Origin of the sequence: Neobacillus canaveralius, from assembly GCF_047237705.1 — a bacterium.
Classification (GTDB): Bacteria; Bacillota; Bacilli; order Bacillales; family Cytobacillaceae; genus Neobacillus; species Neobacillus niacini_K.
In genome coordinates, this window is record NZ_JBDFLL010000001.1 from 3,927,059 (window position 1) to 3,942,040 (window position 14,982).

Consider the following 14,982-nt stretch of genomic DNA (forward strand, 5'->3'; position numbering starts at 1 on the left):
TCCTCAGCTCCCCTTTTGTACTGTCCCTTTTTCTACCACATAAGGTGTCTCTCTCGTTCCCGTTAATTTAACACCATTTTCAATTTTAACATCTTTATCAATAATGACTCCATCGAGAACACAATTATCTTCAATTTGCGTTTTTTGCATAATAATGGAGTTACGAATAACAGCGTCTTTTCCGATTTTAACCGCACGCGAAATAATGCAATTCTCCACTTCTCCTTGAATCATGCAGCCATTGGCAATTAAAGAGTTTGAAACTTTGGTACCGACTTTATATCGTGTTGGAGGTTCATCCTTTACCTTTGTGAAGATTGGCTCATCCTTAGTAAATACCTGATCATATGCCTCTGACTCAAGCATATCCATGCTGTGTTTGTAGTAGCTTTCGAGCGAGTCTATTGTTGCAATATATTCCTCACATTCAAACCTTTCAACCTTATATTTATCAAGTCGCTCATTTACGACATCTAAAATACTGTAATAGCCTTGATCTTTGTATTGCTCAAATAAAGAGAGCAATAAATCTTTTTCTAATATATACGTTTGCAAAGATTCTCCATTATGAACGACCTCTGTAATATTCGCTTCTTTTTCAATATGATGGTCCAAAACATAACTGAAATTGATAGTCCCAATAATATTACAATTTGTTATCACAACGTATTTTTGCCTGCTCCGTAAGAAAAAGGTGATATTCTTTGCTAAATGTGCAAAGGATCCAAATTCATCGTTTTTAGATTTGCCATCAGGTGTAAACACGAATAGTCCATCACGTTTTCTATCCAAGTCCCATTGCTTTCCACATCCTAAATGATCCATTAGTGACCTCACCCCATGACCGGTGAAAATTGCCACACTCGTGATCCCTGAATTCACCATATTCGATAACATAAAATCGATCAAACGATATCGTCCTGCAAAAGGAAGTGCTGCTATAGAACGATGTGCTGTTAAAATTTGGAACGAGTCTAACTCATGGGTAGCATTTATTATTCCTAGCATTGATTGCGGCATAGTATCTTAATCCTTTCCTGTCAGTATTTGTACTAGTCTTCCTTAGCAACCAGAATGATATCGTCCTTGTTCTTTTCGGAACGAATAATAGCATTATCCTCAACTACCATCCCTTCAGCGATAATCGCCTTCTCAATTACAACATTTTTCCCGATCTGAGCATTGGGCATGATAACGGAGTCCTGAATCACACTTCCTTCTTCCACCGTTACACCTTGGAATAGAACAGAATTCCTAATAATTCCCTTTACTATACATCCTTCATTAATAAGGGCCTCTTCTACTTGAGCCGTGGGTGAGATATATTGAGGGGGCTGATTGGGATTTACAGTTTCTGTCATAAAGATCTAGTTCTGTATCCTCTTTTAATAAATCCATATTCGCTTCCCATAAACTTTTAACAGTACCAACGTCCTTCCAATAACCTTTGAATGGATACGCGACCACCTTTTTATTTTCTTCAAGCAATAAAGGTATAATATCCTTCCCAAAATCATTCGAGGATTCTGGATTATTATCGTCTATCTCTAAAAACGTTTTTAAAACGGACCAATTAAAGATGTAAATTCCCATAGATGCCAAATTACTTTTTGGAGATTTTGGTTTTTCCTCAAATTCAATAATATCTAAGTTCATGTTTGTATTCATAATTCCAAAACGGCTGGCTTCATCCCAAGGTACCTCAATAACAGAGATGCTGACATCTGCATCTTTTTCAATATGATAATCCCAGCATTTCAGAATAATCCATTTTATAAATGTGGTCACCAGAAAGGATCAATACGTATTCTGGATTGTATTGCTTTATGTAATTTATATTTTCGTAAATAGCGCTGGCAGTTCCTTTATACCACTTAACGCCAGAGGTTTCCGCATACGGCGGTAATACCGTGACCCCGCCATTACTTCTATCTAAATCCCAAGCCGCACCAATCCCGATATAGGAATTTAAAACGAGAGGCTGATACTGTGTTAATACTCCTACTGTTTCAATTCCTGAGTTTGTGCAGTTACTTAATGGAAAATCAATAATTCGATATTTGCCGCCAAATGAAACAGCGGGCTTTGCAATATATCTAGTAAGTGCTCCAAGACGGCTACCTTGTCCTCCTGCTAGGAGCATTGCTACGCACTTTTTTTGTACCATTACTATTCGTCCCCTTTCTGGTTTTTACAGGTCGTAATATTGAAATTCCAAATGGCGGGATTGTCATTTCGAGGTGACAAGGCTGGTTGTGAAACGGCTTTTCAATCATTTTGATTTTCTTACTATTCACCTGTCCAGAACCACCAAACGAAACTGCATCACTATTAAAAATTTCATTGAAATACGCGTGAGAACGTACCCCTACTTTGTAGTTTTCATAAACGACCTCTGTAAAATTACACACGATAATAAGAGTGTCTTCTTTTTTTCCTTTTCTTATATATGAGAAAATACTTTGATCTTTATTATTTGGATCAATCCATTCAAAGCCTTCATTGGTATGATCAAGCTCCCACAATGCTTTCGATTGTTTATATAGATTCATTAATTCTTTAAAATACTCATGCAGGAGGCGATGCATTTCAAAGTCGTGTAATTCCCAATCTAAATCCTCTAAATCCTTCCATTCATCAAATTGACCAAACTCACCGCCCATAAACAACAATTTTTTTCCAGGGTGTGTCATAAGATATCCGAATAATAAACGAAGCTGTGCAAATTTCCTCCAATAATCACCTGGCATTTTATTTAATAGTGATTTTTTCCCATGGACAACCTCATCATGTGATAGAGGTAAGACAAAGTTTTCTGTAAAAGTATACATTAAGGAGAAGGTTACTTTATCATGCAGATACTTTCTGCTCGAAGGATCAGCTTCCATATATTTTAAAATGTCGTTCATCCAGCCCATATTCCATTTATAGTTAAAACCTAATCCGCCTTCAGACGTAGGTCTTGTCACAAGTGGCCAATCCGTCGAATCTTCCGCAATCATGAGCAGAGTTGGTTCAGCTTCAAACACAACCTCATTCAGCTTTCGTAAGAAGGAAACGGCATATTCATTCTTTTGGGATTCTCCGCCGGCTTGCCAGTACAGCATATTTGCCCGCATCAACCCGAAATCCATCTACGTGATAGTATTTGATCCAAAATAAGGCGTTAGATATTAAATAGCTTTGCACTTCCCCTTTACCCAAATCAAAATTCGCAGTTCCCCATATCGGATTTTCTTTTACGTATACATCTTCATATTCATAAGTAGTCTGTCCATCAAACATATACAAACCATGGGCATCCTTGCAAAAATGGCCCGGAACCCAATCAAGAATAACACCTATACCACTTTGGTGACATTGGTCTATAAAATACATTAAATCGTGGGGGCTTCCATATCGACTTGTGGCAGAATAGTATCCGGTTCCTTGATATCCCCAAGAACGATCATAAGGATGTTCAACAAGAGGCAAAAGTTCAATGTGAGTAAAATGGTGCTCAAGCACATAAGGTATAAGCTCATCCGCTAGCTCTCTGTATGTATAAAACTCTTCTTCATCTTTTTTCTTCCAAGATCCTAAATGAACTTCATAAATTGCAAGCGGTTCTTCATATACACGCTTCTTCTTTTTATTTTGAAACCATTTTTGATCATTCCAATTGTATCCTTCGATATCATAGATAATGGACGCTGTGTTTGGCCTAACTTCTGAATAAAACGCGTACGGATCTGATTTTAGGATGGTATCTCCGGCAGCTGTTCTAATTTGGTACTTGTATATATCATTCTCTATCAGCCCCGGAATAAAAAGTGACCATATTCCTTGTTGATTGAGTTTCATCATTCCATGATTACTGCCATCCCATTTATTGAAATCCCCAACAACATGTATGCTGGCAGCACGGGGAGCCCAAACAGTAAAGCGAGTACCCTTTTCCCCTTCCTTGATTTCAGAATGAGCACCAAAAACTTTATAGCTCTCAAACAAACTTCCTTCATGAAAAAGATATACTTCATACTCTGTTGGATGTGTTACCACAACAAGCCTCACCTCATTAAACTGCTTTTACAAAATGAATATTATGGTTATTTATATTCTCCTTAGTTTTTCTTAAATCTAATGAATAATTCATAGAATAACTTTGGAAATCTCATAAAAAACAAAGAAAACGACCCCGAAAAAATAGGAGTCGCCTTCGTTAATTATTAATTGTTTTTAAATAGCTATTTACCACTTTTCGATACCGCCATATATCTTTACCTTCAACCGGAAGCTCATTGATGTCCCAAAAGGTTTGATATTTTCTATGTGCTGTTAATGTGCCATCGGGATATTGCATAAATGTAAGGGTCCCGTTATTTTCTTCATCCGCTAATGCTATGTAGTGCTTCGATCCATCCCAGCTGGCTAACTCACCAAACTTTTCACAAAACTGCTCAACATCTGCTTTACTTCGAATAATCATAGTATTCACTCCTTGCTTTAATAGTTTGATTAGCTGATATTCTGTGATAGTTTATCCTTTATCATTAATTTGATAGTATTATAACATACATCACTCTTTAAAATTTCGGTTATGTAAGATATTAGAACTACAAATTAAGTAATTCACAACAAAAAAAGAGAGAAATTTTTACAATTCTCTCCTTTTGAATATGGATGTAACTAAAGAATGGAACCAGAAACACTTTTTTCAGGTAAAGATGGACTTAATGAAGAAACTAATCGATTACTCGCTTCTGAATCTAATTCATAACGATTATTTCCTAATTTCTTTATTTGATTATCTAAAATAAATACTCCTTTTAAAATATGGGTCGCACCCAGGGCTGTAAGAACAGGTTTAAGGGCATAATCCAGCATTAATAAGTGACCAAAAGTTCCACCAATAGCAATGGGTAAAATGGTTTTACCTTCAAGGCCATTTTGCGGAAGAAGATCCAGGTAAGTTTTTAAAACTCCTGAGTAGGATGCTTTATAAACCGGAGTTAGAATCACGACCAGATTTGAGTGCTCAACTTTCTTATTTTGCTTTATTATTTCTTCACTATCAAACTTCGCTTGAATTAAATCTTCTGATGGTAGATTGCGGACATTAATGATTTCAGGTGTTATTCCAACCCCATTTAAATGATTTATTACACCATGTAAAACCCCATTTAATCTCGTGTGTTCTGAAGGACTGCCAGAAATAATTGTCACTTTACTCATTATTCGTACTTCCTTTCTCCTTGGATTTTTATTATTAATGATCCGTTCATTCACTTTTGTTTGATTTATGTCCAGTTAATTTGATTGATCCAATATCACTGTGGGGATGACTAAGGGATTTAAATTTTCTATATTCATTTTCCAGGTCCGTTAGTGATAGCTCAAAAAGGTGTTTATCTTCTTTCTTATATACATTATAGGCAATCAGTTTTTTTATTAATTTTTTTCGCTTATTTTCAACAGCATTCCGAAGAATTTCTCCCATCCGAATCACTCCTATTTATAGTTTTAATAAATACAACGTTTTCGTATGGATAATAATTTTTAGATTCGTAAACTAGTAACAGGTTTATTTAATAATTCTCTTGAACTTTCATAAATCAAATCGAAAGCATTTTACTAATACCTGTTGATTTTGAAATTCCTTGGTTTGATCTCGTTTAAAACCAAACCATTCGTAAAGCCGGATCGCTTTATGCATTTTATCACCTGAATGCAAATACAAGCTGGTTGCACCAAGCTCCTTTGCGTAGTCAACACTTGCTTTTAATAACTCTTGTGCTACACCTCGACCTCTTGCCTCTGGATGAACACCTAACAATCGAATAATGGGAGAGAATATTTCAAGTTCTGGCCGTGAATATGCCTTTTCGGAGGATTGAAAAAGCTGCAAACTGCCAAGGATATCCTGATTGCTTTTTGCCACTAATATCTTATCGACATCTGGATTATCAACGGAGGATTGAATATTTTCTAAATACATTTTCCATATTTCAGGATCTTTATAGGAATGTTCATACTGTTGATAACTTTTTACTAATAAATTCCTTACCGGTTCCTTTTCATCTTCTCTTATTTCATCAATGATAATTTGGTTTGTCACCAAAACAATCACCTTCCTCTCTATGATTGATTGTTAATTCACCTGTTCTTTCAGCGGTGTAAAAAATGATTCACCGGAAATTCGTTGTAAGAAACGACGGGTGCGTTCCTCCTTAGCTGCATGAAAAATTTCCAATGGTGTTCCTTCCTCCACGATTACTCCTTCATCCATGAACAACACCCGATTCGATACTTCTCTTGCAAAACTCATTTCATGTGTGACAACCACCATCGTTATACCTTCTTGTGCAATCGATTTAATAACAGAAAGAACATCTCCAACTAATTCAGGATCAAGAGCGGATGTAGGTTCATCAAAAAGAATCACCTCTGGATTTAACGCTAATGCTCTAGCAATCCCAACTCTTTGTTGCTGCCCGCCTGAAAGCTGAGAAGGATAGTGATGAAGTTTATCACTTAAACCCACTTTCTCTAGCACTCTTTCACTTTGTTGTCTTGCGTCCTTTTTCTTTATCTTCTTTGCCACAAATAACCCTTCCATCACATTTTCCACCACTGTTTTATGGGCAAATAAATTATAATGCTGAAAAACCATCGCCGATTGTTTTCTAATCGCGAGCATTTCTTTTTTGGTGGCTTTTTCTGAATCAACGATTATATTTCCTATTTGAACCATTCCTGCATTTGGTTTTTCTAAGAAATTGAGGCATCTTAACAGCGTTGTTTTGCCCGAGCCGCTTGGACCAAGGATGGTAACGACCTCCCCTTTCTCAATTTTCAAGTTAATTCCTTTTAACACCGGCAACTTATTAAATGATTTTTTGATACCTTGTAAATAAATCATGACACGCCTCCTCGATTATAAGCAGTCACCTTTTTTTCAAGTAAAAAAGATATCCCTTCTACTAGAATCGTAATGCCCCAATAGATAATACCCGCGGCAATAAAGGCTTCTAGAAATTTCAAGTTAACCGAAGCCACAATATTAGCAGCCCCTGTTACTTCTTTCTGAGATACAAGAAAAGCTATTGATGAAGTGTGCAGGAAGCCAACAAAGATATTCGTGAAATTCGGAATAGACTGAGCTAAAGCCTGTGGTAATATAATGCGGATTATCGCCTGAAACTTTGTCATCCCAACCGAATATGCAGCCTCCATTTGCCCATTTGAAACGCTGATAATACCAGATCGGATATTTTCAGATAAATACGAACCTGCAGCCAATGTTAAGGCTATTAATACAAATAAAATAATCGGGATTTTATTTGTTTGTATACCTAAATCAAACCTGATTGAAAGTTGATCAAGTAATAATGGGAAGCCAAAATAAATGACCATAATATGCATGATAATGGGTGTGCCTCTGAAAAAGGACACATAGCCATTTGCGATTCGATAGAGATATTTAACTTTATAAATTCGTACAAGAGCTACACCAATGCCGATTAAAAATCCTGTCAGAAAGGGAACAATCGTTAGGATCAGTGTAATAGGAAGCGCCTTAATAATTTCTTTAAATGCTACCCAAATAAATGGAATATCAATTGTCATGTAATCAATCCTCCTTCCTAAGCAACCGCAGTTGCATCAGCCTTCTGATAGCGATTGAAATATTTTTCTAGTTTGCTAAATATTTTCTCAAACATTACGACTATCATATAGTAAATAATAGAAAGAGAGATATATACCTCAAGTGCATGTGCAGTTGCAGCTATAAGGGTATCTCCTCTCCCCATCATATCCATCACTCCAATGGTAAAAGCAAGAGAAGTATCTTTTAATGAACCGATCACTGAATTTGCCATGTTCGGAAATGCAATTCTCACCGCCTGTGGAAGAACGATTCGAAAAAAGTTCTGTCTGCTTGTCATTCCCACAGAATAGGCTGCTTCAGTTTGACCGTAATCCACTGCTCGAATCGCAGCTCGGAATATTTCTGAAAATCCAGCACCATTACTAATGGCGTAGGTAATAATCACAAAATAAATGGCGTCCATTCTCGTAATATCAATACTAAACAACAGCATGAGAACCGCTGGCACACCATAAAATACTAGGAATAATTGTATCAATATCGGAGTTCCTCTAATAAATGAAACATATATAATAACAAGTTGATTCAAAAGTGGTATTTTAAACAGCCTCGGTATCGCTGCTGCAATACCGAGGACGAGACCTAAAATAATAGATGCGGCTAAAATTTCAAGAGTTACTCCTAGGTAATGAATAAGTGTCGGAATAAACTTAAAGATTAACATAATATCAAATGCTTTCCCCATTTTGGTTCATACCTCCAAGCGCTTCTCCCAGATACTAAAAATTAACCGTATAGTCAGCACCTAACCATTTTTTACTAAGCTCACTTACTACTCCTTCTTTTTTCAATTCAACCAGTGCTTCATCAATTCTTTTTTGTAAAGGTGTTTCATCTTTTCTAAGAAGGAAATATACCTTTGAATTAAGCAGCGGCTCACCTACTACTTTTTGTTGTGCATCTACGGCATCGTTACTAAAATCGACAGAAAATGGTGTAGTGATCGTTGCGTCTGCTCTACCTGTTTTTATTTGATTTATCGTAGAATCAGGTCCATTCCCCGCATAAACGATTTCAATTCCTGCATTATTATCTTTGTTGTATTTTTCTAGAAAAACAGCTGAATTACTAGTTGCACTGACAATAGCCTTTTTCCCTTTTAAATCTTTAATAGATTGAATGTCGTTATTATCTTTATGAATGGTTACATGTAGTGGAAAGATATTATATGGTTCCTCATTAAACAGGAATTTCTCTTGGCGTTCCTCATTTACTTCCATTTGGTGTGCCACAAAATCAATCTTATTTGTTTCTAAACTTAATAAAAGATTAGAAAATTCCATCGTTTTGAATTCAAATTCGTACTCTGGCAGCTTTTCATCAATTTTTCGAACTAATTCAACATCATATCCAGTTAACTTTCCATCCTCATCAATGAAGCAAACATTAGGAAATTGTGTCCCAGTTCCAACTATTATTTTTTGGACTTTTGCGCCCTCATTAGTAGTACCTGAACTTCCTTCTTTAGTTGATTTCGTCTCTTGAGAGGAGCATGCACCAAGGACTAAAGCAAGCAGTCCTAGTATTATTATCAAGAATTTTTTCTTCATTTTCATTTTCCATCCATCCCTTTTAACTTATATATTTATTAACCTATTAAATATATGTTTTTAGTCGGAATTAACTCGAAATTTTACTATTATTAAATTTTTCTAGGACTTTTTCAAGATGGTCAATTCCTAACTTTGTTATCCCTTCATACAACTCACCCTTACCAATTTCAACCACAGGTACATGTCTGACTCCATACTTAACTTCCAAAATATCTCTGCGCTCATCATGATGGGTAACATCGATCGTTTCGTATTTATACCCTTTTTCTGTTAAATATTGTTTTACCTCACCACAATAGTGACAACCTTCTTTGGCCCAAACTACAACTGATAATTCTTTTCCCATCCTTATTTCCTCCACATCTTTTTCATTTTATTTTGGCTGTGTTAAATTAGTCTGTTGATTTGCGCTCCAGGCGCTACGCTTTCCGCGGGCTCGCCCGTGAGCCTCCTCGGTCGTCCCGACACCTGCGGGGTCTCACTCAGCTCGTGCATCCCGCAGGAGTCGAGCGCCTTACGCTCCAATCAACGAGTTCTTAAAACAACAGTATTCTTTAACACAGCCTTTATTTTAAGAAAAAGGCTCTCCATTTAAAGATTTATCATCTTAAATAGAGAGCCTCTAGTTATCTAGTCGGCAATAATACTGATCGTTTTTACTGAGTTTTTGTTTTATCAATGTGTTGACACCTTTTTTGCATTACGGTTTTCTGGATAAGGAATTCCTAGGTTACCACGTAATGTTTCAGCTTCGTATTCTGTTCTAAATAGTCCTCGTTTTTGTAGAATCGGCACTACAAAGTCAACAAAATCATCCAATCCATTTGGGACCGCTGAACCAATAATAAATCCATCAGCGCCATTACCTTCAAACCATTCCTGAATAAGATCAGCTACTTTTTCAGGAGTTCCAATAAATGTCGGTTTTGGTGTTGTCTCTTGTAATGCAACTTGTCGAAGTGTTAAATTATGTGCCTTTGCTTGCTGTTTAATTCGATTAGTATGACTTTGGAAGCTATTCTTACCTAAATCTCCTAATTCAGGGAACGGAGCATCGAGAGGATATTGCGAGAAATCATGATGCTCAAAATATCGACCTAGATAATCTAGAGCTTTATCGATTGATACTAGATTTGTAATTTCTTGATATTTTCTTTCAGCTTCTTCATCCGTTGCACCAATAATTGGTGCGATCCCTGGAAGGATTGCGAGTTCATCTGGATTACGTCCCAAAGCTTTTGCTCTGTTTTTAACATCCTGATAAAACTCTCGTGCGGCTGATAATGTTGGATGACCTGTGAATATAGCATCCGCCTCTCTTGCGGCAAGGTCTTTTCCTGCCTCCGAGGAACCAGCTTGGAATATTAATGGTCTGCCTTGCTTGGATCTGCCGATGTTTAGTGGTCCCTGTACGGAGAAAAATTCTCCTCTGTGATTTAATTGGTGTAATTTATCTGAATCAAAAAATACCCCGGTTTCTTTATTTCGAACAAATGCATCATCTTCCCAAGAATCCCAAAGTCCTTTCGCAACTTGCAAGTATTCTGCAGCAATTCGGTACCTTTTCGCATGATCAGGATGTTCCTCGATTGTTTTGCTAAAGTTTAATGCCGTCTTCTCTAATGGAGAAGTAACAACATTCCAGCCCGCACGGCCATTACTGATATGGTCAAGCGATGCAAATTGCCTTGCAACATTAAAGGGTTCACTATATGAAGTAGACAGTGTTCCCACAAGTCCTATATTTGAAGTAACGGCTGCAAGTGCCGACAAAATCGTTAATGGTTCGAAACGATTTAAAAAGTGCGGAATCGATTTCTCGTTAATATGCAAGCCATCGGCAATAAAAACTAAGTCGAATTTTCCTTCTTCGGCCTTTTGTGCCTGATTGGTATAGAACTTCAAACTTACGCTTGCATCTGCTTGAATATCAGGATGTCTCCAACCAGCAATATTTCCTCCAACCCCATGAATAATAGCGCCAAATTTCAATTTTTTTTGAATAGACATTGAATATCCTCCTTTTTTAATTCCAAGTTATTTGATTGGAATACTATAATTATTCTTGTGATTTATCCTATCACGTAAAGAATAAAGATTCTATACTTTACCTGATAGAAAAATATATTGTATTGATTCATAAAATCTATCAAACAAAACAGTTGATTCATTTGATCCAAATCCAATAATTTAGTAAAACAGCACGCTATTTATTAACATTCATTTGACTTCTTTTTATCTCCTCATGTATAAAACACCAAGACCGCTTCGAAAAGCAAATCGGAATCCCATATTCTTGTGCCTTACGTTTTATGGCTCCTGTGAGATTGTGGTTGATAAAGTCTGTTAACACTAAGATTAAATCTACTTTTCTTGGTATATCAGTGCGAACCATCTTTTTTTTCCGTCCATTTAAATGGATTACTTCCCCGAAGCCCTCCCCCTCTAAATTTTTAAGAATATTACCGATACGATCTCCTCCTATAACTAACAGGGACTTCATGGCCCAACCTCCTCATAATTGCTTACCAAAACCCAACTAAACCTACTACTCAACTAGGAATTATGATAATAAAAAGTACTTCATAAATGATTAATGAAGACCTTTTGTATACTATTGGATTACTTACTAAGTATAAGTACATTTACCTATATCAATGTTGATTGTTCTTCTTCCCAAACCGTACTAGGAATTTCTCGTCGAAGTACTGGGATAACCTCCTCAGCAAACCTCTCAAGCTGTTCATATTGTTCTTCGATACTTAAGCCCCCTACTCCAATGGCTTGCACCTGATGTCCAAAAGCTTGGTGATAGTTAAGAATTTTCTCTATTATTAAATCTACACTTCCTATTAATGCTGAACCATGTTGAATGTGGTCTTCAAGGTTCTTAAATGGAGATTGATTATGTTTTGCTGCATCTGAATTCATTTGAATATCATAGTAGGGACGGAAACGTTTTATTGCTTCTTCCGTTGTATTGGCCAAGTATAAACTGCCTGCACCTGCACCGACTATTGCTTTATTCGAATCATAGCCATAATACTCAAGCCTCTCGCGGTAATGATCGATTAACTCTTTATATTTACCCATTGGATGAAAGGCATTTGATGAAAAGATCGGCTCCCCATTCTTAGCTGCCAGCTCAGTAGAAAGTGGACTTGATGCACTGCCATGCCAAATGGGTATCTTTTTTTGAAACGGTCTAGGTTCTGTCGTTACATTGCATAATGGTGGACGGTATGTCCCTTCCCATGAGACATTTTCTTCGGTCCATAAGCGCTTCAGAAGATCATATCGTTCAGCAAGTGAAGCCCATTGTTCTTCCTCTTTTATACCAAATAACGGGTAATGGCGTGGATCGTTACCTTTCCCAATCATCATCTCTAACCTTCCACCGGATAGATGATCCAGTGTGGCATAATCCTCTGCTACCCGAACAGGATCAAGAATACTCAAAACCGATACAGTAGGCAGTAAGCGTATCTTAGACGTTTTGGCAGCAATGGCGGTTAACAATATGGCAGGAGAAGAAGATAAAAATGGAGCACCATGCCGCTCTCCGACCCCATAGCCATCAAATCCAAGAGATTCAGCAAAAACAGCCTGGTCGATTGCATGTTGAATTCGTTCTTGTGATGTTAACAATTCACCCGACACACCGTTTGGGTGATTACTTATAAGATCAAACAATACAAATTTCATTCTGATTTCCCCCGATTCTATCTCTTACTTTATAGCGGATCATGGCAAGCAACCCAGTGCCCCGTATGAATTTCCCTAAAAATAGGCTGTTCTTCTCGACAACGTGCCGTTGCTGCTGGACAGCGGGTATGAAATCTACATCCAGCTGGGGGATTGGCTAGTGATGGAATTTCCCCTTGCATTGATATTCCGTCTCTAGTTCGGGCAGGGTCCGTAATTGGTATCGAATCAATTAAACCCTTTGTGTAATGGTGGGCAGGATGCAAGAATAATGTTTCACTCGGTGCCATTTCCACCATTTGTCCCAAGTACATCACACCGATTCGATCAGATACATGTCGTACAATATTTAAGCCGTGAGCAATAAATAAATAAGTTAAATCCCTCTCCCTCTGTAAATCCTGGAGTAAATTAACGATTTGTGCCTGTACGGATACATCTAAAGCAGATACTGCTTCATCGGCTAAAATAAACTGAGGATTAAGAGCAATTGCTCTGGCAATGGCAATACGCTGCCGCTGCCCTCCAGAAAATTCATGTGGATAAAGATTATAACTACTTTTATTTAAGCCAACCAGCTCTAATAAATCTTGAACCCTATCATGCTTATCTTTTGCACTAAGCGAATCATGAACCTGAAGCGGTTCACCAATAATGTCTCCAACCTTCCAACGGGGATTAACAGAACCATATGGATCTTGATAAATCATCTGCATATTTCTTCTCTTTTCACGTAATTCTTTTGCATCCAATTTCGACAGATCCTGCCCTTGAAAAAATACTTTTCCACTCGTTGGTTTCTCTAACTGCAATAGAACCCTGCCCAATGTAGATTTTCCACTTCCAGATTCCCCAACAAGACCGAATGTCTCCCCTTTCTCAATCGTGAAAGTCACATTCTCCACTGCTCGTAAGTAGGAAGAATTTCGAGAGAAAGGACTCTTCTTGCCAATCGGATAAAATTTGCTCAATTGCTGAATAGTAAACAATGGTTCAGAGCCACGCTTTGAATCGCTTAGGACTATTTCCTTAATAGAGTGCCTATCATTTTTTGTTTCCCCTGACGGTTGTTTCCAATCAAATGACTCTACTAAGTCCTCTGCATACCAGCATGCCGTATAGCGATCATTCACTTCTCTTAATGGAGGTGACTCCATTGAACAGCGTTCTGTTGCAAATGGACAGCGCGGATGAAACTGGCATCCCGGAGGCAGATCAGCCAATCCTGGAATAGACCCATTTATAGAGTAAAGTTTTTTACTTCGATCACTATCTATTGTGGTAATCGACTGCAGCAATCCACGTGTATAAGGATGGTGAGGAAGCTCAAACATTTGCGATACCGTTGCATACTCAACAATTCTTCCTGCATACATCACAATAATCCTGTCTGCCATTTGTGCAGCAACACCCATATCGTGTGTGATTAAGAGAATCGACATACCAAACTCTTCCTTTATTTCTTGTAGTAACTTCAGTATCTGAGCTTGAATTGTGACGTCAAGTGCAGTTGTTGGCTCATCTGCGATCAATAGGTCAGGACCACATGCAAGTGCCATCGCAATCATTGCACGTTGCAGCATTCCTCCAGAGAGTTCATTCGGATATTGATTCAATCGTAATGCAGCGTCGGAAATACCAACCCGATTCAATAAATAAAGCGCGCGTTCTTTCGCCTGTAATTTTGTAAATTGCTTGTTTTCAAGAATGGTTTCGATAATTTGGCTGCCAATCGTAAAAACCGGATCAAAAGCAGCCATTGGTTCTTGAAAAATCATCGCCACTTTTTTCCCACGAATCGAACGAAGTTTTTTTTGAGAGAGTTGGGCTAGGTCCATTCCATCTAGTACAATGCTTCCTGCTGATATCCTTCCATTTTCATAATCAATGAGCCTCATGATTGCCTTCGATGTAACGCTCTTGCCGCTCCCAGACTCGCCGACAATGCAGACAGTTTCACCGATGTTAATATGTAACGATACATCTTTGATTGCGGTAAGATCACCATCCTTCATGGTAAAATCAACTTTCAAATGTTGAATATCAAGGAGCTTTTCCATCTGAAGTTCCTCC

Annotated in this window: 14 protein-coding genes and 2 pseudogenes; all 16 read right to left on the minus strand. The window is 37.6% G+C overall.

Going from position 1 to position 14,982, the window contains the following annotated elements:
- Positions 1-3 precede the first annotated feature (3 nt).
- Complete coding sequence (locus ABC255_RS19595) at positions 4-1,020, minus strand: GlgC family sugar phosphate nucleotidyltransferase (protein WP_412996146.1); 1,017 nt, start codon at positions 1,018-1,020, stop codon at positions 4-6.
- 32 nt (positions 1,021-1,052) lie between these two features.
- Positions 1,053-2,167: pseudogene (locus ABC255_RS19600) on the minus strand (glucose-1-phosphate adenylyltransferase).
- Positions 2,118-4,041, minus strand: a pseudogene (gene glgB, locus ABC255_RS19605) (1,4-alpha-glucan branching enzyme). Before glgB ends, ABC255_RS19600 begins: the two co-directional pseudogenes overlap by 50 nt.
- Positions 4,042-4,201: 160 nt before the next feature.
- Positions 4,202-4,468, minus strand: a complete 267-nt coding sequence (locus ABC255_RS19610; RefSeq protein WP_412996148.1) for a hypothetical protein — start codon at positions 4,466-4,468, stop codon at positions 4,202-4,204.
- 200 nt (positions 4,469-4,668) lie between these two features.
- A complete protein-coding gene (gene ssuE, locus ABC255_RS19615) occupies positions 4,669-5,214 on the minus strand; it encodes an NADPH-dependent FMN reductase (RefSeq protein WP_412996150.1) in 546 nt (181 codons plus the stop codon).
- A gap of 46 nt (positions 5,215-5,260) precedes the next feature.
- Positions 5,261-5,479: a Fur-regulated basic protein FbpA gene (locus ABC255_RS19620; RefSeq protein WP_412996151.1), complete on the minus strand. Its 219-nt coding sequence runs from the start codon at positions 5,477-5,479 to the stop codon at positions 5,261-5,263.
- A 108-nt stretch (positions 5,480-5,587) separates the two neighbouring features.
- Positions 5,588-6,097, minus strand: coding sequence for a GNAT family N-acetyltransferase (locus ABC255_RS19625; RefSeq protein WP_412996153.1), 510 nt, complete (start codon positions 6,095-6,097; stop codon positions 5,588-5,590).
- 33 nt (positions 6,098-6,130) lie between these two features.
- A complete protein-coding gene (locus ABC255_RS19630; RefSeq protein ID WP_412996155.1) occupies positions 6,131-6,901 on the minus strand; it encodes an amino acid ABC transporter ATP-binding protein in 771 nt (256 codons plus the stop codon).
- The gene (locus ABC255_RS19635) at positions 6,898-7,608 is read right to left on the minus strand and encodes an amino acid ABC transporter permease (RefSeq protein ID WP_412996156.1); all 711 of its coding nucleotides are present in this window, start codon (positions 7,606-7,608) and stop codon (positions 6,898-6,900) included. Before ABC255_RS19635 ends, ABC255_RS19630 begins: the two co-directional genes overlap by 4 nt.
- A gap of 17 nt (positions 7,609-7,625) precedes the next feature.
- Positions 7,626-8,336, minus strand: a complete 711-nt coding sequence (locus tag ABC255_RS19640; RefSeq protein ID WP_412996157.1) for an amino acid ABC transporter permease — start codon at positions 8,334-8,336, stop codon at positions 7,626-7,628.
- 34 nt (positions 8,337-8,370) lie between these two features.
- The gene (locus tag ABC255_RS19645; RefSeq protein ID WP_412998595.1) at positions 8,371-9,201 is read right to left on the minus strand and encodes a transporter substrate-binding domain-containing protein; all 831 of its coding nucleotides are present in this window, start codon (positions 9,199-9,201) and stop codon (positions 8,371-8,373) included.
- A 70-nt stretch (positions 9,202-9,271) separates the two neighbouring features.
- Positions 9,272-9,550 carry a glutaredoxin family protein gene (locus tag ABC255_RS19650; RefSeq protein WP_412996159.1) on the minus strand — a complete coding sequence of 93 codons (279 nt, stop codon included), beginning with the start codon at positions 9,548-9,550 and terminating at the stop codon, positions 9,272-9,274.
- A gap of 329 nt (positions 9,551-9,879) precedes the next feature.
- On the minus strand, positions 9,880-11,214 hold the full coding sequence (locus ABC255_RS19655) for an LLM class flavin-dependent oxidoreductase (RefSeq protein ID WP_412996161.1): 1,335 nt from the start codon (positions 11,212-11,214) through the stop codon (positions 9,880-9,882).
- A 196-nt stretch (positions 11,215-11,410) separates the two neighbouring features.
- A complete protein-coding gene (locus ABC255_RS19660; protein ID WP_179599536.1) occupies positions 11,411-11,707 on the minus strand; it encodes a DUF2325 domain-containing protein in 297 nt (98 codons plus the stop codon).
- Between the two features lie 146 nt (positions 11,708-11,853).
- Entirely contained in the window at positions 11,854-12,909 is a 1,056-nt protein-coding gene (locus ABC255_RS19665; protein WP_412996164.1) for an LLM class flavin-dependent oxidoreductase, read from the minus strand.
- A gap of 29 nt (positions 12,910-12,938) precedes the next feature.
- Positions 12,939-14,969, minus strand: a complete 2,031-nt coding sequence (locus ABC255_RS19670; RefSeq protein ID WP_412996166.1) for an ABC transporter ATP-binding protein — start codon at positions 14,967-14,969, stop codon at positions 12,939-12,941.
- Between the last annotated feature and the right edge of the window lie 13 nt (positions 14,970-14,982).

What these genes read in the sequence shown, in the direction of transcription:
- ABC255_RS19665 (WP_412996164.1), bottom strand. Translation starts at nt 12,909, where the DNA reads ATGAAATTTGTATTGTTTGATCTTATAAGTAATCACCCAAACGGTGTG.
- ABC255_RS19635 (WP_412996156.1), bottom strand. Translation starts at nt 7,608, where the DNA reads ATGACAATTGATATTCCATTTATTTGGGTAGCATTTAAAGAAATTATT.
- ABC255_RS19630 (WP_412996155.1), bottom strand. Translation starts at nt 6,901, where the DNA reads ATGATTTATTTACAAGGTATCAAAAAATCATTTAATAAGTTGCCGGTG.
- ABC255_RS19620 (WP_412996151.1), bottom strand. Translation starts at nt 5,479, where the DNA reads ATGGGAGAAATTCTTCGGAATGCTGTTGAAAATAAGCGAAAAAAATTA.
- ABC255_RS19670 (WP_412996166.1), bottom strand. Translation starts at nt 14,969, where the DNA reads ATGGAAAAGCTCCTTGATATTCAACATTTGAAAGTTGATTTTACCATG.
- ssuE (WP_412996150.1), bottom strand. Translation starts at nt 5,214, where the DNA reads ATGAGTAAAGTGACAATTATTTCTGGCAGTCCTTCAGAACACACGAGA.
- ABC255_RS19645 (WP_412998595.1), bottom strand. Translation starts at nt 9,201, where the DNA reads ATGAAGAAAAAATTCTTGATAATAATACTAGGACTGCTTGCTTTAGTC.
- ABC255_RS19655 (WP_412996161.1), bottom strand. Translation starts at nt 11,214, where the DNA reads ATGTCTATTCAAAAAAAATTGAAATTTGGCGCTATTATTCATGGGGTT.
- ABC255_RS19595 (WP_412996146.1), bottom strand. Translation starts at nt 1,020, where the DNA reads ATGCCGCAATCAATGCTAGGAATAATAAATGCTACCCATGAGTTAGAC.
- ABC255_RS19650 (WP_412996159.1), bottom strand. Translation starts at nt 9,550, where the DNA reads ATGGGAAAAGAATTATCAGTTGTAGTTTGGGCCAAAGAAGGTTGTCAC.
- ABC255_RS19610 (WP_412996148.1), bottom strand. Translation starts at nt 4,468, where the DNA reads ATGATTATTCGAAGTAAAGCAGATGTTGAGCAGTTTTGTGAAAAGTTT.
- ABC255_RS19660 (WP_179599536.1), bottom strand. Translation starts at nt 11,707, where the DNA reads ATGAAGTCCCTGTTAGTTATAGGAGGAGATCGTATCGGTAATATTCTT.
- ABC255_RS19640 (WP_412996157.1), bottom strand. Translation starts at nt 8,336, where the DNA reads ATGGGGAAAGCATTTGATATTATGTTAATCTTTAAGTTTATTCCGACA.